The sequence below is a fragment of the Heyndrickxia sp. FSL W8-0423 genome, assembly GCF_038009395.1.
Lineage (GTDB): Bacteria > Bacillota > Bacilli > Bacillales > Bacillaceae_C > Heyndrickxia > Heyndrickxia sporothermodurans.
The window spans coordinates 2,293,574-2,312,993 of sequence record NZ_JBBPBE010000001.1; the positions used below are offsets into that span (position 1 = coordinate 2,293,574).

Sequence of the window (19,420 nt, forward strand, 5' to 3'; positions counted from 1 at the left end):
ACATGTTAATTACCTTGTTTTACATAGTGTGTTGATACACTCTTACCTAATTGTTTGTAATTACTTGTAAGAATGCGTTTGATTGTTTTATGGGATGCAATTTTACACCATTCTTGGATCGTGTTTTTAGTTATTTTCCTATCAGGAAAGAGCAGAGAATATTCATCGATACTACGCATAACTGCATTTGTAATATTTTCTTTAAATCCACAATGATTGCATCTAATCGTTGTTTTTTGGTATCTATCTATAAATGCATCACAGTTAGCACAAGTAATCCCTTTTGTAAGCTGATCAAATGTATAATCTGGTAGTCTGAAGTATGAAGGCTCATTTATATGAAGGTTTAATAACTGATTTGCTAATTTCATATGATTTTCATTTATTTTAGAATTGTTTAAACTATTAAGTTTATCCATCATACGGTTAAGTTGTGTGGGGTAAGTAATCGGTAAATTCATTGGGGCATTATAAAGATGAAATTCAGGATTTACAAATACAAGGTGTTCAACTATTTGGGTATTAATACGGAGTTCTTGAAGGAGTCCTCTTAGTAAAGTTGTACTTCTCTTTAGTTGATGAAGTGGATTTTTTATTTCCTTCTTTGGACTTTTATACCATAGATCATTATCAATATAATAATCACCTTCATTATTTTTAATTTCGAAAAAGTGTATGGTATTTGAAAGAAATAGAAGAGAATCGATTTGGAATTTGGTGTTATTGTGTTCAAGTAATAAGTCATTTAATACAATATGCTCAATAGAAATATGCTCTTTAATCATATTGTCAAACTTTTTCTCACCAGCAAAGCCTTTTTCAAGATAGTTAAAGTAAGATAAGTCAGCCTCTAATAATTTCATCCTCTTGTTTAGATACCGAAATGAAAGTAATTCTTTGGATTCCTTGCGAGCTTTTATAATATTGCACTCCCTTCTTGTTATTTCCCATCATTTTAAATGATATATCAAATCTGTACAAGTAATTTTGCGAAAATTGCAATAAAACTTTAAGTAATATCCACATATGATAAAAGGAGATATTGCGAGGTGACGAAAAATGGGGTAGTTCGAACAGATGCATGGTTAGAGGATATAATTGATCAACCGGAGGAAATATGTAAAAAAATCGATCCAGCCGTAAAAAATGCCAGAGCGTACTATGAATACTTGTTGTTTTTTGGTATGTACAGACCATCTAAAATGTCAAAAAACATTTTCAAACAATTAAAAGCTGCAAACGCATGGGAGAAAATAAACGAGTTTTATAAAAAGTATAAAAAGTTATGGAATGGACCGGAAATCAAAATTTATATTTTGCCGATAAACGGATTGAATCGATCTCTTATCCGCCAAACAAATGGAAAATCGGGCGTAACGTTTAAAGATAAAATGATCTTATTTCTTGGACCTACAGAGGATTTAAAGGAATGGGAATCACTTTTTGTCCATGAATACAATCATGCAACAAGGATGTCTTATATGTCTGGGGATCCTTTAAATTATACATTACTCGATTCATTGATATTAGAGGGATTAGCTGAATATGCAGTAGAACATTATTGCGGAGCAAATTACTTAGCACCATGGACAAGAGCCTATTCAGACAAATTACTAAAACGATTTTGGAATAGTGATTTTAAAGACAGATTAACGATCAAAAAGAAAGATCCTACACATGATAACCTCCTCTTCGGAAGAAAATTTGTTCCAACGATGATGGGATATGCGATTGGTTATAAAATAATTTCGGAATATAACAAAAATACTATCTACTCTATAGGTAAAATGTTTTCAAGTACTTCTGAAAAGTTTATCTCGCGTAATATTTTTAATGACTGAACCCATATTTAATGGGTTTTTTTAATTAAATAATACTGTCTAGTAGTTTCTTCCGGTAGATGAAAACATTTCTATCTAGCTATTGATCAATTGGAACATTAACCTGTCAGGAGACGAGTCGTTCAAAAATCTGAAAACTCCCCATTTTATTTACCAAAATTACAAATGATGTAAAAATATATCGAATGGATAACTACATTCATCACATAAGAGGGGAGGTTTCCAAAAATTTATTTATGAAACTAAAAAATTATAATTTGAAAACTTGAATTTTAATCACATTACACCTGGATTTGAAATTTTAAAAAGTTCTTGCAATTGTAATCTTATTGTAATAAAATTTTGTTTAATATAATAACATTCAGAATAATAAAAGAGTTTGAGGTGTATCGATGAGTACAAAAACAAACTTCAATAATCAATTACCAATTTTAGAAGTGAAGAACTTACAAACAGCATTTGAAATAGATGGTGAACTACATAATGCAGTTGATGATGTTTCCTTTAGTGTTAAGCCAAAGCAAATTGTCGGTGTTGTTGGGGAATCAGGTTGTGGTAAGAGTGTTATGTCTTTATCCGTTATGAAACTTTTACCAAAGGGAATCGGACAGATTCGTGCAGGTGAAGTTATATTTGATGGGAGAAACATAGAAAAGCTATCTGACAAAGAAATGAATAAATTTCGTGGAAAAGATGTTTCTATGATATTCCAAGAACCTATGACATCATTAAATCCAGTCTTTACAATTGGTTATCAACTTCAGGAAACTCTTTTCAATCACATGGAAATTACTAAAAAAGAAGCTAGATTAAAAAGTATTGCTCTTTTGAAAAGTGTCGGAATCTCTCGACCGGAAAAAATCGTTGATGAATATCCTCACCAATTATCAGGCGGGATGAGGCAACGTGTCATGATAGCCATTGCTATAGCATGCCAACCAAAACTACTAATTGCAGATGAACCAACAACTGCTTTGGACGTTACTGTACAAGCTCAAATTCTTGATTTATTAAAGGAAATTCAAGAAATAAATAATATGGCAATCATTTTAATTACCCATGATTTGGGTGTAGTTGCGGAAATGTGTGATGAAGTTATCGTAATGTATGCTGGGAAGATCGTTGAAAGAACGGATGTAGATACATTATTTCATAATCCAAAGCACCCATACACAGAGCTTTTAATGGGCGCTATCCCGAAAATGGATGAAGATGTGGAAGTACTTAGTTCAATTGAGGGAATTGTACCTTCATTGAAAAATATGCCTAAAGTAGGCTGTCGATTTGCTAATAGATGTCCGAAAGCAATGCCGGAATGCAAAAGCATTACTCCACAGCTTGCCGAAACAGATGCAGGTCATGAGGTTTCATGCTTACTATATGAGACTAGCATGCCGAAAGAAGGGGCGAAATTACAATGAGCAATACTGCTACAAAAAATCAGGTAAAGGAAGAATTAAATCCGGAATCATTATTAGCCATTCAAAATCTCAAAACCTATTATCCGGTTAAGGGTGGTTTTTTTAGAAGGACGATAGCAGAAGTAAAAGCTGTAGATGATGTTAGTTTTGAAATAAATAAAGGCGAAACACTAGGGTTAGTTGGTGAATCAGGCTGTGGAAAGTCTACTGCCGGAAGAACGATATTAAAGCTGTTAGACCCAACCTCAGGTAAAATATTTTTTGATGGAAAAGACATTACAAAGTTACGAGGAAAAGAATTAAGATTAGCTAGAAAAGATTTTCAAATGGTTTTTCAAGATCCATACGCATCTTTAAATCCAAAGCAAATGGTTGGAGACATTGTATCTGAGCCAATAAGAAATTTCTCTAATAAAAGCATGAAAGAATTAAAAGATGAAGTAATGGAACTATTAACAAAGGTGGGATTACCGGGGGATGCATATTATAAATATCCACATGAGTTCTCTGGTGGACAGCGGCAAAGAATTGGGATTGCAAGAGCGTTAGCTTTAAAACCAAAATTAATTGTCGCAGATGAACCAGTCTCCGCTCTTGATGTATCCGTTCAATCGCAAGTACTGAATCTATTAAAAGAACTTCAAGATGAATTTGATTTAACCTATTTATTTATTGCTCATGATTTGAGTGTAGTTAAGCATATGAGTGATCGCATAGGGGTTATGTATCTTGGTAACTTAGTTGAAATAGCAGATAAAAATAGTTTATATGCAGAACCGCTACATCCATATACACAGGCATTAATTTCAGCAATACCGGAACCTGATCCTCGTAAACGGAAAGAACGTATCATTTTGCAAGGCGATGTACCGAGCCCGGTAAATCCTCCTTCAGGTTGCCCGTTCCATACGAGATGTCCAGTTGCGAAAGAGGAATGTTCCAGGGTGAAACCGACTTTAAAGGAGGTGAAGCCTGGTCACCAAGTTGCTTGTGTACTTTATAATTAATAAATAAATATTTGGGGGGAATAACATTGAGAAGAAAATCGATATTGCTATTGACAGCGCTAATGCTTATGTTGTCGATCTTTCTTGCTGCCTGTGGTGGAAAGGATAAGGCAAATACAAATGAAAAAGGCAAAGACACAGATAAACAAGGCGAAAATGCAAGCGCTCCTAAAGATGGAGGAACATTGGTTTATGCACTTGATAGTGCTCCAAAAGGGTTGTTCAATATAAATTTTGAAAAAGATACAGTAGATCATGAGGTTGTTGACTTTTTTGATGATGACTTAATTAAATATGATGATCAATTAAAAGCACAGCCAAATATTGCTTCATGGGAAACTAAAGATAATAAAGTATATAAATTTACATTTAAAAAAGGTGTTAAATGGCATAATGGGGAAGAATTAACTGTTGATGATTGGATTTTTGCTATAGAAACACTTGCAAATAAAGATTATGAAGGTCCACGTTATGAAAATGTAAAAAATATTGAAGGTGCACCTGCATATCGTAATAAAAAAGCAAAAACAATTACTGGATTGAAAAAAATTGACGACTATAACATAGAAATTACTTTTGATAAAGCACGTGTAAACAACTTAGAAAATCTTTGGACACATCCAATGTCTAGAAAAGAATTTGAAGGTATAGCTGTAAAAGATATGATGTCATCTCCTCAAGTTCGTCAAAAACCAATCGGGACAGGACCATTTAAAGTAAATAAAATTGTCCCTGGGGAATCAATTGAATTTGTTCGAAATGAGGATTACTGGCAAGGTAAACCACATATTGAAAAGATTATATTAAAAGTTATTGATCCTAGTCTTGTTGTTGGTGAACTTAAAAATGAAAAACTTGATTTAACTAAATTTCATATGAGTATTTACGATGAAGTTAAAAAGCTTAATAATGTCGAAGTGTTAAAAGCTCCAGGTTTATCTTATTTCTATGTTGGATTTAGGTTAGGTACATGGGATGGAGATAAAAATAAAAATGTAATGAATTTTGATAAATATCAAAATAAAAAATTACGTCAGGCGATGGCTTATGCGATTAATCGTGAAGAATGGACAAAGGCTTTCTTCTTCGGATTAGGAAAACCTGTTAATCGTCCTGTACCATCAGCACACTGGATTGCTGCTGACAATAGTGAGTTACCAAATCAGTATGAATACGATCCAGAAAAAGCAAAGAAATTGTTAGATGAAGCCGGTTATAAAGATACGAACGGAGATGGTTTCCGTGAAGATCCTAACGGTAAGGAATTTGTCGTAAACTTCAGTCACTATGCAACAGATAACCCAACATTTGAGTCCCGAGCAAAAGCATTAACTCAATATTGGGAAGCAGTAGGACTGAAAACGAAGTTAAAAATGATTGATTCAAATCTTTACTATGACATGCTTGATAAAGCAGATAAAAGCCTAGAAGTATTCTACGGTGGTTGGAGTACTGGTAAGGACCCAGATCCATCTGGACTTTGGACTTCTGATGCACTTTGGAACTATCCTCGTTGGGTAAATGAACAAAACGATAAATTATTAGCTGATGCATTAGATGTTAAAATTGTTGGAACAGATCAAGAAAAACGTAAACAATTGTATGTTGAATGGCAAAAACTGGTTAACGAAGAACTACCAATGATACCTATTGGTGAAACTGATGAAGTATATGCAGTAAGTAAACGTTTAAAAGGTGTTAAATTAGATGTATCCGGAACGAATAGACCACATGAATGGTGGATTGAACAATAATTTACTTTTAGTGGTAATAGATAAGGAGAATGAACATGTTGAAGTATAGCATAAGAAGAATTTTGGGCATGATTCCAATGTTACTCCTTATCTCCATTGTGGTGTTTACCCTGGCAAAGTTAATGCCAGGGGATTCCTTCAGTGGAGAAATTGATCCAACAAATACGAATCCAGAATATATTAAAGAAATGCGTGAAAAATTAGGATATAATGATCCGATCCATGTTCAGTATTTTCGTTGGGTTTCTAATTTTGTTCAAGGGGATTTTGGGAATTCCTCACGTTATAAAATGCCTGTTTCTGATCTAATAGGTGAAAGAATTCCAAATACTATTTTTCTAGGATTTTCGTCGCTTTTAATTACCTACATATTAGCTTTTATTATGGGCATATATGCTGGTCGAAAACCTTATACAATTGGTGATCATTTAATTGGCGGTTTGAATTATTTAGGTCTAGCTATTCCATCATTTGTTGCTGCTGTATTTGCAATATACTTTTTTTCATTTCAATTAAATATTTTTCCATCAAATGGTTCGGTTGATATTATGTATTCTACTGGTACATTGGATTATTGGTTAAGTAGAGTTCATCATGTTGTCTTACCAGCGGTTGTTCTCGGTCTTTTAAGTACAGCCAGTTATACACAATTTTTGCGAAATGATATTATTGAAAATAGTCGTAAAGACTTTGTACGCACAGCAAGAGCAAAGGGTACTAGAGAAAGTAAAATCTATAATGTTCATATTTTAAGGAATTCAATAATCCCGCTAGTCACATTTTTAGGATTTGATGTTGTATCCGTTATTAGTGGTGCAATCATAACTGAAACAATTTTTACTTATCCTGGTATTGGACAACTATTCATTGAATCAGTTTCAACGAATGATTATCCAGTATTAATGACTTTGACAATGATGTTCTCGTTTTTAACATTATTCGGGAATTTAATTGCTGATATATTGTATGGGGTCGTTGATCCGCGAATTCGAATAGAATAGGGGGGGAAGACATGGAAATTGTAACTAAGAAATCAAGTCAGAATGTAGGCGGCGTTCAAAAAAGTCTTTCCCCTTGGGCAGTTGCAAGGCGGAAATTTGTAAAAAATAAATTGGCTATGGTGAGTTTAATATTTTTGTTGGCTGTAACAATTGTTTCGATAATTGCACCATTCGTTTTAACTCAAGACATAACAAAGGTTAATATTGGACAAATGTCTTTATCTCCATCATCCGAGCACTTTTTAGGAACCGATAAAAGTGGGAGAGATGTATTTACACGTCTACTATATGGTGGCAGGGTTTCCTTATTAGTTGGAATAACTTGTACATTTTTTGTCATACTATTTGGAACAATCATTGGTTCTCTTGCAGGATATTTTGGTGGTGCAATAGATAGCGTTTTAATGCGTTTTACCGATTTTATATTAAATTTCCCATTTCTTGTTTTCGTTATTGTTCTAAGTGCTATTTTATTCGGTAAATTATCAGGTGTTTGGGTAATTATTATCGTCATTAGTTTTCTTAGCTGGGGTGGCGTTGCCCGTATTGTTCGAAGCAAAATATTAGCTGAAAAAGAAAACGAATATGTATTGGCATCGAAATCGATTGGTTGCTCATCCTCTAAAATTATTATTAAGCATTTATTACCTAATGTACTTTCTACCATAATTGTTCAAGCTAGTATAACTTTTGCTAGTATGATTGTTGCGGAAGCTGGTCTAAGTTATTTAGGTTTCGGAATTCCACAAGAGGTTCCGAGCTGGGGAAATATGTTGTCTTCTTCAAAGGAGCCTGACGTTCTCCAATATAAACCTTGGATATGGGCGCCACCGGCGATAATTATTACACTTACTATTCTTTCTATTAACTTCATTGGTGAAGGCTTAAAAGATGCACTGAATCCAAAAAATTAGAAAATATCCGATGAAAAACTCCAATCGTTTGATTGGAGTTTTTCATTCTCTTTTTATTCCTTAGAGTGAATGATTTATATGTAAATCAAGGAATAATTTTACTAAAGTATGCCCATACTGATTGTTAAATAGTTGATGCAAGGGGGTAATAATTGATGCTATATCTACATGATGTATGGGTGAATTGGTTTGAAGGGGAAGAGAATAGCTATAACATTTGTCATTTCCACGAATGGAGAAGGGATGACACGATCGAATTATTAGATCAAGTTCCGTTATTATTGGTGGATTCTTTATTGTTTCATTACATAGAAAATGATTTGAGTGACTTACCGCAGGAACTAATGAATGATGTCTATCAAAAGGCCTATTCAAGAAAAAATCATGAACGGGTACAATTGGAATATTGTTTTGTTGTAACGGATGGAAACGGAATTTTAGCTGTAGATACGATAGGATATAATATTCCGATTAGAAAAAGCCGATTAATCCCTCGGCAAGAACAGCTTGTATATGATATGATTGAACAGCATGAACCAATTAATTATCAATTTGAAGGGGGAGTTGGAGAAAAAGAACATCATATCTTATCTCCAGACCCAGCGAGCATGTATGGTTTAACAAGGAAAGAAAGGCAATTAAAGCAGTTGCTTTTTATGGCTTTAGATCAACTTCATTCTTCAAACAACGCAGCTGAAATTCGTTATTGGTATACAGAGTGGGCTCCGGAACAGTATCAAGAAATTCAGGTTATGGATTTTAATGATGTTTGGAATCGTCTATTTGAAGAAGTGAAAAGAGGTTGGAGTGAAAAACACGAAAATCTCTGTGAAAATTTAATTAAAGGACAACCATTTTTTGAAAAGCTTTGGGAATTGGAACATGGTCCAAAGGTCAATTAATGGAAAAGTAAAGGTACACCGATTTAACTGGTGCACCTTTACTTTTTTTACTTTCGCTTTCTTCCAAGTCCCATTGCATTTTCCATTTTCTTTAGCATCTTATTCGCTGCTTTGTTGGCCTTTTCTGCGCCCATGTCTAATATACGATCAAGTTCATCCGATTCAACTAATGAAAGGTATTTTTCTTGAATCGCAGAAAGTTTTTTTATGAGTACTTGAGCGAGATCATTTTTAAATTCTCCGTAACCTTTTCCTTCATATTCCCGAACGATTTCATCAATGGATCGATTTTCGATAATGGAATAAATGGAAAGCAGATTCGAAATTCCAGGCTTATTTTCTTTATCGTATTTAACAATTCCATCCGAATCTGTGACGGAACTTTTGATTTTTTTCTCAATCGTTTTTGGATCGTCAAGGATCGAAATAAATCCTTTCGTATTTGGATCAGATTTACTCATTTTCTTTGTTGGATCTTGCAATGACATGATTCTTGCACCGACTTTAGGAATTCTAACGTCTGGGATCGTAAAGATGTCATTGTATTTTTTATTAAATCTTTCGGCTAAATCTCTTGTTAACTCCAAATGTTGTTTTTGGTCTTCACCAACAGGAACTAAATCGGTGTTATATAATAATATATCGGCGGCCATTAATGGCGGATATGTGAGTAAGCCTGCAGATACAGACTCTTTACCAGAAGATTTATCCTTAAATTGTGTCATACGTTCCAGCTCACCAATACTTGCTACACATTGTAACATCCATCCTGCTTGAGCATGGGCAGGCACTTCTGATTGAATAAACAAAGTTGCTTTTTCAGGATCTATTCCAACAGCAATATATAGAGCTGCTAAATTTCGAATGTTTTTGCGCAATTGTAAGCGATCTTGGGGAACAGTTATCGCATGTTGATCAACAATACAGAAATAACAATTATATTCCTCTTGTAATTCAACAAATTGCATTAACGCTCCAATATAATTACCAAGTGTAATTGTCCCGCTTGGTTGAATCCCTGAAAATATTGTTTTCATTTACAATTCCTCCTCGAATTAAGTTTAGATTTCCTTTTTAGGCAAAATAAAAAACCATCCGTCGCCTAAATAATAGGGACGAATGGTTGATTCCGCGGTGCCACCCTAAGTGCACAAGTAAACTATTGTGCCTCTTAGTTCCATGAAATAATTCATGGAATCCCATTAACGTGAGATTACTCGCCAAAAACTAATAAGAGGAATCCTCTGTTCATTTTTAGTGCTCCAAAGTCCATTCCATAAGTTTTGTTTGTTTGTTTTCACCAGCCACAAACTCTCTACAAAACAAAAACAAATGTACTACTCTTTATCATTGCTATTTCGGTATTTTAAAATTTATCATATTATATCTAAGTGCAATGACTAAGTCAAGATATGAAAAATTTTAATTATGTTTTAATGATAATTTAAGAATGATCTAGTATTCTGTGTATGTCGACTCGTTCGGCCTTATGACATAATCAAAAAGGAAAATGAGATTGATAATCATTTAAGTAAAGTTAGCCGAAAAGGGGGGCAAAAAAGAATAAAAGAGATGGTTTAAAGGCTGATTACAGGGGTAAATAGACTATAAGTCTAATGTCACAGTGTTGTCATTTTTATAAATGTCTGGACTCATTTTTAGAAAAACTATATTCATTGTTGTACAAATAGTGTATAATACATAATATAGATTTTTTATTTAAAGTAATTTTAATTTGGCTATGTTAAAGTTCAATGTTGATTTGTCACTATTTGATTGAAGCGGAAAGTGAGCACCTGTAGCGGAAAACAACAGTCAAATTTAACAGCGCCTTTAATTTAAATAATTAATCCTTGAAGGATTATGAAACTAAATTTATAGATAAGGAGTGTGAATGATAAATGGTAACATTATACACTTCACCTAGTTGTACATCATGTAGGAAAGCAAGAGCCTGGCTTGAGGAAAATAATATTGAATATAAAGAGCGAAATATCTTTTCGGAACCTTTAAGTTTGGAAGAAATAAAAGAAATATTAAGAATGACTGAGGATGGTACAGATGAAATCATATCTACACGCTCAAAAACCTTCCAAAAGTTAAACGTTGATTTAGATACGTATCCGTTACAAAAATTATATAAGTTAATTCAAAAAAATCCGGGACTACTTAGACGTCCAATTATGGTTGATGAAAAACGTTTGCAAGTTGGGTATAACGAAGATGAAATTCGTCGTTTCTTACCACGAAAAGTTCGCTCATATCAATTACTTGAAGCTCAAAAACTTGTTAATTAATATTTTTCATAAATAGAAATAGGTAATATAAAACGCCTTCATACCAGCATTGATTGGAATGGAGGCGTTTTATTTCAAAGATAAAAATATGTTTACTGAAAATTTAGTCTTGAATGTTTGGTGCATATCCGCTAAAATGAGCAAAACAATAATTTTTTTTAGAAAAAAACCTTTGGGTATTAGTGGAATTTAAAATTGGGAAGAGTTTTTGTTTCCAATTAACATCTTTTTATCATAAAATAGAAGTACAAGAGTAGAATATTATTTATTATGAAATTTTCTACACTTTTACCTAAGCAGTTTAGCATACACTTAGCCTTATATGGGGGAACAAGTCCCTTCATAACTTTCAAATAGAAGGGAGAGTTGATGTATGGAAATCGAACGTATTAATGAAAATACAGTTAAGTTTTATATTTCTTATGGTGATATAGAAGAAAGAGGATTTAATCGCGAAGAAATTTGGTATGATCGAGAGAGAAGTGAGGAACTTTTTTGGGAAATGATGGATGAAATTCATCATGAAGAAGAGTTTGTACCAGAAGGTCCATTGTGGATTCAAGTTCAGGCGCTTGATAAAGGACTTGAAGTATTGGTAACAAAAGCACAGCTATCTAAAGATGGACAGCGTTTTGAACTGCCGATATCAGAAGAAAAGCTTAAGGAATTACCGATTAACGACCGACTTGAAGAATTTCTTGATGAGCATTTTCAATCAAAGGGTCTTCAGGAAGAAGATGAAATATTAGACTTTATGTTGGCATTCAAAGATTTTGAAGATGTAATTTCTTTATCTAAGCAATCCGGTTTAGACGACATCATCACTAAGCTTTTGTCATACAACAATAAATATTATTTATATGTTGAGTTTCCTGAAGAAGTGTTTGACGAAGAGTCGATTGATAACGTTTTAAGTATTTTGCTTGAATACGGAGAAGAGTCATCTTTTACCGTACATCGTCTCCAAGAATATGGAAATACGATCATCGATGGAAATGTATTTGATACGATACAAAAGTACTTTAAATAAATATAAATGCCGATTTCATAATGAAATTGGTATTTTTTTTGTATTGGAAGGAGGATAAACTAACTGCCTAATTGAATATTTATGGGAGGAGGGTGAAGTAGAAATGCTTACAGCTATTACAAAAAATAGAGAATTGTATTGCTTGTTGTATCCCGAAAGTAAAGAAAAGCTAATGAAAATAAGAGGCAAAACACCTTTATATTGTCCGCAATGTCATGAAGAAGTAATTGTAAAGATTGGCAAGATTAAAATACCTCACTTCGCACATAAAACTAACACGAATTGCACAAGTTCAGAACCCGAAAGTGAACGCCATTTACAAGGGAAAATTGATTTGTTTTGTTGGTTAAAAGCTCAAGGGTTGAACGTTGAAATGGAGAAATTCTTCCCGGAAATTAACCAACGCTCGGATCTATATGTTCAAAAGCATGGAAAAAAATATGCTATTGAGTTTCAATGTTCAGCTATTCCGACAGAGGAAATTGAAAAACGGACGGAGGGTTATTCCTCAATTGATATCGTTCCTGTTTGGTTACTTGGTGGTGAACCTTACCAAAAAAAGTTTACCCTAATTGACAACGTATTTAAAGTATCTGATTTTCAATGGTCGTTAGCACAGTATAATTCTACAAATGGAATGCATATTTACAGCTACTCACCCGAAACCAAAAATATAACAATACTTTCGCAGTTAGCACCTATCTCGATTAGGAAAGTTTTTGCTCAACAGATGACATATCCATTAGCTTCAGTTGATTTTCCACTCAACCTTTCAAATAAAAACAACAAAAAATTTGATTGGAACTTTTGGTTCCATGAAAAGAAAAATATGCTCCAAAATAAAATCATCTACGCTTCAAATTTAAAGGATTCATTTCTTGCCACAGCGTATTACAATAGACATTCACCTATTTTATTCCCTCCTTTGATCGGAATTCCTGTTAAGTTTATGGAAATTTGTAAAACACATGTATCCATTTGGCAATATTTTATCTGGTGTGATAGTTTCAAGCATCTAAATAAGGGGAATGAAACGTCTCTTGCTTTAGTGGTCGGAAAATTTGAAGAACGGGTTTTGAATGGAGACATCCAATTACGAAAGTTTCCTTTAATACATGTGAAATTTTTAAAGCAAATGATTTATCACTACTTAAAACTCTTATCTAAATTTGGATATTTAGAAGAAACTCGAAAAGGGAGGTTTGCAATGAATAAATCAATACCCTTTCCAAACAATATAGAGGAAGCTGCACGTATGGAAAATGAGTTTATGAATACATTTTATAAATGAGTAATTTAATTATTTGCAGGAATTCAAATGTTTAATTAAAATAAAGAAGAATGAAAAAATTTTGTTTATTAATATCCTTTTTTAACATTTTTTAACGTTAAAATGTGTATTGAAAATTAGCTTTTTAAAAAGAATGGAGGAAAAATAATGACTGCTGGAACATCTACTAAATCACTTCCAAATCGTAATGAAGTAGCTGAAGAATTAACTTGGAGATTGGAAGATATATTTGCAAGCGATGATTTATGGGCAAAGGAATATAAGGATGTTAAAACATTATTACCAAAAGCTGACCAATTCAAAGGGAAGCTTGGCGAAAGTGCTGATCAATTATATGAGGCATTAAAATTTCAAGATGAGGTATCCGAAAGATTAGGCAAATTGTATACATACGCACATATGCGCAATGATCAAGACACCGGAAATTCCTTTTATCAAGGTCAAGAAAGCCAAATGAGAAGTTTATTAGCAGAGGCAGGAAGTGTATTTGCCTATTTAGTACCTGAGATTTTGTCGATCGAAGAAAATAAACTAAAAAGCTTTATTAATGAAAAAAGTGAATTGAAATTGTATGAGCACGTATTAGAACAATTAAATCTTCAACGCCCACATGTTCTATCTGCTGATCAAGAAGCACTGCTTGCCCAAGCATCTGAGGTTATGGATGCATCAAGCAATACATTTGGAATGCTGAACAATGCCGACCTGGAATTTCCATCTATTAAAGACGAGGATGGTGAAGAGGTTCAAATTACACATGGGCGTTACTCTCGATTTTTAGAAAGCTCCGACCAAAGAGTAAGAAAAGAAGCTTTCGAGAAAGTGTATGAGACTTACGGGAATTTCCGTAATACATTTGCCAGTACATTAAGCGGCCAAGTAAAAAGGGATAATTTCAATGCAAAAGTACGTAATTATGATTCTGCACGACATGCTGCACTATCGGCGAACAATATTCCTGAAAGTGTTTACGATAATCTCGTGAATACGGTGAATGACAACCTCCATCTCTTACACAAATACATTAAACTTCGGAAAAAAGTTCTCGGAGTTAAGGAATTGCATATGTATGATCTTTATACTCCACTTGTAAAAGATGTGGAGATGAAAATTCCTTACAATGAGGCTAAAGAGATAGTTCTAAAAGGTCTTGCACCACTTGGTGAAGAATATTTAGATATTTTAAAAGAAGGCTTTGAAAATCGCTGGGTAGACGTTGTGGAAAATAAAGGCAAAAGAAGTGGGGCCTATTCATCTGGTGCATACGGCACAAATCCGTACATCTTGATGAACTGGCAGGATAATGTTAACAATCTTTTTACGTTAGCACATGAATTTGGCCATAGTGTTCACAGTTATTATACAAGGAAAAATCAACCATTTACCTATGGTGATTACTCAATTTTCGTTGCCGAAGTAGCTTCTACATGCAATGAGGCCTTATTGAATGATTATTTACTTAAAACGATTGATGATGAAAAGAAAAGAATATATTTATTAAATCATTATTTAGAAGGATTCCGCGGAACTGTTTTCCGTCAAACAATGTTTGCTGAATTCGAGCATTTAATTCACCAAAAAGAACAGAACGGTGAAGCATTAACGGCGGAATTATTAACGAAGGAATACTATGATCTAAATAAAAAATACTTTGGTGAAGAGGATATTGTTATTGATGAACAAATTGGATTAGAATGGTCAAGAATTCCTCATTTCTATTACAATTATTATGTTTATCAATACGCAACCGGTTTTAGCGCTGCAACTGCGTTAAGTGCGCAAATTCTGGAAGAAGGAAAACCTGCTGTTGAACGTTATATCGGGTTCTTGTCAGCCGGAAGTTCCGACTACCCAATTGAAGTGTTAAAAAAGGCAGGAGTGGATATGACATCACCAAGTCCAATCGAAGAAGCTCTTAAAGTATTTGAAGAAAAATTAAATGAACTTGAACGTTTATTATCGTAGTAAAATCCAATCTAAATAAGAAAAGGTCAAGCAAAATTGCTTGACCTTTTCTTATTTAAATCCTCGAAAATGATTTCTTCTGTTTAAATAAAGGACAAAAATGAACAGTGTCAGAAATAGCATAGGTGAGGTAATGAAAAGTGGAAGGAGTTTCATAAGCCCCAGAATGTTAATACAAAAAGCAAGGAGGATCACAAAGAAAAAAATTGGAAAAACAAACTTTTGCATAGAAATACTCCTTCCATAAAACCTGACTAGTATATATTTATGTACTAAGCAGATTAATTATCACTTGTTTTTGACAATATTGTGAAGGTCTTAACATATACTTGCACATACAAGTCATAACATGCTATAGTAAGGACGTGAAGTTGATCACAAACAAACATATACCCCTTTGTTTGACCGTGAAAAATTTCTCCCATCCCCTTTGTTCGTGTTGAAAAAGGTCTTGCTGATGCAAGGCCTTTTTCTTATAATGATTCGAAAAACTCATCAACTTCGACAACTACAAAAAAAGGATATAGTATTAACTATACCCTTATCTAATATTATTCTTCTTTTTCAATATACTTCCAATACGTACCGTGTTTTCCGTGGATGGCTTTCACCTTTTGTTGTAACACCCATTTTTTTAGCTTTTTCTCTACATCTGCTATAGTCATATCATAGACGATGGCAATTTCTTTTGAAGGAGCTACTTTATAAATTTTTAGAAATATTTCTAATGGCGGCAAAGGGTTTGGTTTTGTTTTCGCACCTAACATTTCTTGAAGAATTTGTACATACACACTATATTCATAAAACCCAGTGATTTTTAACCCTTCATCTTCAATATTTTCATTAAAAAAAACAAGGGAAGGGAATTCATCGACTTCCATTTCCGATAAAATTTTCAAATCACATTGAAATGCTTTAGCAGCACTCTCCGAATGAATATCATTTAAAAATTCTTCAGTATCCAAGTTAATACTGTTTGCACATTTAACGAGAACATCTATATTAGTAACATTTTGCTTTTCTAAAAATAACACTTCCTGTATTTTTCTCAAAAAACGAATTCCGGCTCTTCTTCCTTGCAATTCAGCAGCTTTAATCGCAATCGATGTTATATATGGAGCAGTAATTGAATTTTCAAACCAGAGGCTCCCATCGCAGGGCATTCCGGTTTTTGAGGCCGTTTTCTCCCAAAGTTGAGCAAGGGCATCCATTTTTTTAGAGTTTACATTTAATCTTGTTAAACTGCTGCTTAAAACATGTTTCAAGGAGAAAAATTGTCCATATTCTAGTTGTAACTTTTTTATAATAGGTTCTAATGCCCAGCATTCGGAACATAACGGATCGACAAACATATAAATTTCTAGAGGCTTTTTATCAGAATTACAAAAACAATGGTAATTTGAAACTAGAATATCTTTGTCTTTCAATTTATTTCACCCGATAATTCATCTGGAGTATTTACCATATGCCTGGCAGTCAAAACTAATCTAGAAAAAAACTCTTCTCGTATTGTTCCTTCTAAATTTACTTCATCCATTGCTTCACTCATACATGATAACCATGCTTTTGCTCGTTTTGGCGTTATTTCATGTGGAAGATGACGTGCACGCATCATCGGATGACCATATGCATTTGTATATAATTGAGGCCCACCCAAGTATTGTGTTAAAAACATTTTTTGCTTTTTTGCGACTTCGGATAAGTCCTTCGGAAATATTGGGATTAGATCGGGATGTTTCGCGACTCTCGAATAAAATGCATCGACTAGTTGGTGCAGCGTTTTTTCCCCGATTACCTCATACGGCACTATGCGTTTCTCTACCATATGAAAAGCTCCTTTAAAAAGATTTTTATTGTGTATATTCATTTTAGCAGGTGAACGTCTAATAACTCAAACAAATAGCCTTTTCAATTATTATATTTTGCAAAGCAATGAATAATATCCCAGAGGATTAATAGAAAAAAACGCTATTCTTTTGAATAACGTTTAACTATAAAAAGAGTTTGTTATATTTTTTACATAATTTTGGGTTTCTTTAAATGGTGGAATTCCTCCGAAACGGTCGACATTGCCCGGTCCGGCGTTATATGCAGCAAGTGCTAAATTGATATCGCCATCATAACGATCAAGCATATTTTTTAAATATTTACTACCGGCAAATATATTTTGCTCCGGGTCAAAAACATTTGTCACTCCTAGACTTTTGGCAGTTGAAGGCATTAATTGCATTAGACCAGATGCACCGGATTTACTAACTGCATTTGCATTAAAGCTAGATTCATGTTGAATGACTGATTTAATTAATTCTTTAGGTATATTGTATTTTTCACTTGCCTTTTGAATAATTGAATCAAGATCTTTTGGAGCATTGATTGGTTTTTGATTGGTTGGAAAATGAATATTCACGGGTAATGTCTGATTTAACGTACTATATAAATTAGTTGTACTACTTTCTGTTTTTCCATTAATTGAACTTTCAAGCGCTGATGTTAACAATTGTTGGAAAAGGGAATTTGTATCCGATGATTGGGTACTAGATGGATTTGTAAAACTTTGAAGTGCTTGTATTTCAAGCAATGTTTTAATTTGATTAACTGTTGTCATTCATTTATCCTCACTTAAACATTGTTCTTTTGCTTTATAAAACCTAACAATTTTATTTTCAGTTTCACGAATAGGAATATTTAATCGGTTCATCAACTCTTGAAAAATTTTTTCACCTATTATTCTATCATTTACTTCATATTCTATCTCATAATCGTTCTTATTTAAATAGGAACTACAATCAAAAACAAGTAAGCCGTCTAAATAATTTATTTCAGCTCTATTTGTTGTCAATGAACCAAAATAACGGATGGAATGTAATGGGAAATTGGTTTGAAGTAATTTGTTTTTTACTTCTCCTTCAGGCAGTTCTCCATATGTAATCATTTGATTGGCTTGTTGTTCATTAATTATTTCATTCGTTTCTAACAAGCCGATCTCGGCAGGCTGCTTTAGCGTAAGTTCAAATTGATTCTTTTTCTTTCGAATCCGCAGTGCACAGCCTATTTGTTTTAATTTAAAAGTAGGGGAGTCAAAATAATGATTGATTTGCTTAGTAAAATCATTATCTTTAATAGAAAACTCATTTTTGATCCGGATAAATTCATCTTTCGTTACGATATTTTTTAATTCGATTTCAATTACACTGCCCATTTTTATTATCGCTCCCTTTTTCCTTTAGTCACTGTTTGCATTTTATCAATTGTAGTCTTGCATTAGCAAACAAGAAATATGGTAAAATGGAAATGGATTTATGATTAGGTAAATTTCTACTCCTGATTTGTTAGTTAGAGGTGATGTTAGTGAACCATTGGGACCAATTTTTAGCTCCTTATAAACAAGCTGTAGATGAATTGAAAATTAAATTAAAAGGTATGCGCACCCAGTTCGAGCAGGAGCATATCCACTCTCCAATTGAATTTGTAACCGGGCGTGTAAAACCGATTGCTAGTATTTTAGACAAAGCAACGCAAAAAGAAATCCCGCTCGATCAATTAGAAACCCAGATGCAGGATATTGCTGGACTTAGGATGATGTGCCAATTTGTTGATGATATAAAAAAAGTTGTCGAGCTATTAAGAATGCGGAATGATTTTAACATTATTGAAGAACGGGATTATATTTCTAATAATAAACCGAGTGGCTATCGCTCATATCATGTCGTAATCGAATACCCTGTTCAAACCATTCATGGTGAAAAAAAGATCCTTTGTGAAATTCAAATTCGTACTCTTGCAATGAATTTTTGGGCGACAATTGAGCATTCCCTAAATTATAAATATCGTGGACAGTTTCCTGAGGACATTAAAATGCGACTTCAACGTGCTGCAGAAGCCGCTTTCCTATTGGATGAAGAAATGTCCGAAATACGAGAAGAAATTCAAGAAGCACAAGTTTATTTTACAAAAAATAAAGAACAGCATAAAAATACGAGGAAAAAGAATTAGTACA

Annotated in this window: 18 protein-coding genes and 1 other annotated feature; of the genes, 12 read left to right on the top strand and 6 right to left on the bottom strand. The window is 33.4% G+C overall.

The genetic code is table 11. From position 1 onward, the window contains the following. Positions 1-5: 5 nt before the first annotated feature. Positions 6-863, bottom strand: coding sequence for a nuclease-related domain-containing protein (locus tag MKY81_RS11625; RefSeq protein ID WP_341117862.1), 858 nt, complete (start codon positions 861-863; stop codon positions 6-8). 186 nt (positions 864-1,049) lie between these two features. On the opposite strand from MKY81_RS11625, the gene MKY81_RS11630 reads away from it, so the two are divergent. The 7 genes from MKY81_RS11630 to MKY81_RS11660 all read left to right on the top strand — a co-directional run bounded on the left by MKY81_RS11630 (position 1,050) and on the right by MKY81_RS11660 (position 8,840). Then, the gene (locus MKY81_RS11630; RefSeq protein WP_341117863.1) at positions 1,050-1,841 is read left to right on the top strand and encodes a DUF2268 domain-containing protein; all 792 of its coding nucleotides are present in this window, start codon (positions 1,050-1,052) and stop codon (positions 1,839-1,841) included. A 392-nt stretch (positions 1,842-2,233) separates the two neighbouring features. Continuing rightward, the gene (locus MKY81_RS11635) at positions 2,234-3,262 is read left to right on the top strand and encodes an ABC transporter ATP-binding protein (RefSeq protein WP_066234143.1); all 1,029 of its coding nucleotides are present in this window, start codon (positions 2,234-2,236) and stop codon (positions 3,260-3,262) included. Next, a complete protein-coding gene (locus tag MKY81_RS11640) occupies positions 3,259-4,269 on the top strand; it encodes an ABC transporter ATP-binding protein (RefSeq protein ID WP_066234146.1) in 1,011 nt (336 codons plus the stop codon). Before MKY81_RS11635 ends, MKY81_RS11640 begins: the two co-directional genes overlap by 4 nt. Before the next feature lie 26 nt (positions 4,270-4,295). Then, positions 4,296-6,023, top strand: a complete 1,728-nt coding sequence (gene opp4A / locus MKY81_RS11645; RefSeq protein ID WP_341117864.1) for an oligopeptide ABC transporter substrate-binding protein — start codon at positions 4,296-4,298, stop codon at positions 6,021-6,023. A 35-nt stretch (positions 6,024-6,058) separates the two neighbouring features. Continuing rightward, positions 6,059-7,024, top strand: a complete 966-nt coding sequence (opp4B, locus tag MKY81_RS11650) for an oligopeptide ABC transporter permease (protein ID WP_066234149.1) — start codon at positions 6,059-6,061, stop codon at positions 7,022-7,024. Between the two features lie 11 nt (positions 7,025-7,035). After that, positions 7,036-7,938, top strand: a complete 903-nt coding sequence (gene opp4C, locus MKY81_RS11655; protein ID WP_066234152.1) for an oligopeptide ABC transporter permease — start codon at positions 7,036-7,038, stop codon at positions 7,936-7,938. A gap of 155 nt (positions 7,939-8,093) precedes the next feature. Next, the gene (locus MKY81_RS11660) at positions 8,094-8,840 is read left to right on the top strand and encodes a YjbA family protein (protein WP_066234155.1); all 747 of its coding nucleotides are present in this window, start codon (positions 8,094-8,096) and stop codon (positions 8,838-8,840) included. Between the two features lie 47 nt (positions 8,841-8,887). Here MKY81_RS11660 and trpS read toward each other — a convergent pair whose 3' ends face one another. Next, complete coding sequence (trpS, locus tag MKY81_RS11665) at positions 8,888-9,877, bottom strand: tryptophan--tRNA ligase (protein ID WP_066234158.1); 990 nt, start codon at positions 9,875-9,877, stop codon at positions 8,888-8,890. A gap of 71 nt (positions 9,878-9,948) precedes the next feature. Continuing rightward, positions 9,949-10,200 (bottom strand) — a binding site (T-box leader). 541 nt (positions 10,201-10,741) lie between these two features. Here trpS and spxA point away from each other — a divergent pair. The 4 genes from spxA (at position 10,742) to pepF (ending at position 15,423) form a co-directional block, all read left to right on the top strand. Next, on the top strand, positions 10,742-11,137 hold the full coding sequence (gene spxA, locus MKY81_RS11670; RefSeq protein ID WP_066234161.1) for a transcriptional regulator SpxA: 396 nt from the start codon (positions 10,742-10,744) through the stop codon (positions 11,135-11,137). Between the two features lie 373 nt (positions 11,138-11,510). Then, a complete protein-coding gene (gene mecA / locus MKY81_RS11675; protein ID WP_107920362.1) occupies positions 11,511-12,167 on the top strand; it encodes an adaptor protein MecA in 657 nt (218 codons plus the stop codon). Between the two features lie 103 nt (positions 12,168-12,270). After that, complete coding sequence (locus tag MKY81_RS11680) at positions 12,271-13,458, top strand: competence protein CoiA (RefSeq protein WP_108071777.1); 1,188 nt, start codon at positions 12,271-12,273, stop codon at positions 13,456-13,458. Positions 13,459-13,605: 147 nt separating this feature from the next. Beyond that, a complete protein-coding gene (gene pepF / locus MKY81_RS11685) occupies positions 13,606-15,423 on the top strand; it encodes an oligoendopeptidase F (RefSeq protein WP_108071775.1) in 1,818 nt (605 codons plus the stop codon). A 551-nt stretch (positions 15,424-15,974) separates the two neighbouring features. Here the strand turns inward: pepF and MKY81_RS11690 are convergent. From MKY81_RS11690 to MKY81_RS11705, 4 genes are all read right to left on the bottom strand, one after another. Continuing rightward, positions 15,975-16,850 carry a ClpXP adapter SpxH family protein gene (locus MKY81_RS11690; RefSeq protein ID WP_066234173.1) on the bottom strand — a complete coding sequence of 292 codons (876 nt, stop codon included), beginning with the start codon at positions 16,848-16,850 and terminating at the stop codon, positions 15,975-15,977. Further along, entirely contained in the window at positions 16,847-17,248 is a 402-nt protein-coding gene (locus MKY81_RS11695; RefSeq protein WP_066234177.1) for a globin domain-containing protein, read from the bottom strand. The genes MKY81_RS11690 and MKY81_RS11695 overlap by 4 nt, the downstream gene beginning before the upstream one ends. Before the next feature lie 162 nt (positions 17,249-17,410). Further along, positions 17,411-18,028 carry a lytic transglycosylase domain-containing protein gene (locus tag MKY81_RS11700; RefSeq protein ID WP_107920360.1) on the bottom strand — a complete coding sequence of 206 codons (618 nt, stop codon included), beginning with the start codon at positions 18,026-18,028 and terminating at the stop codon, positions 17,411-17,413. Beyond that, a complete protein-coding gene (locus MKY81_RS11705; RefSeq protein ID WP_341117867.1) occupies positions 18,029-18,622 on the bottom strand; it encodes a CYTH domain-containing protein in 594 nt (197 codons plus the stop codon). It abuts the gene before it with no gap. A gap of 149 nt (positions 18,623-18,771) precedes the next feature. Between MKY81_RS11705 and MKY81_RS11710 the strand changes: the two genes are divergently transcribed. Next, positions 18,772-19,416: a GTP pyrophosphokinase gene (locus MKY81_RS11710; RefSeq protein ID WP_066234189.1), complete on the top strand. Its 645-nt coding sequence runs from the start codon at positions 18,772-18,774 to the stop codon at positions 19,414-19,416. Positions 19,417-19,420 lie beyond the last annotated feature (4 nt).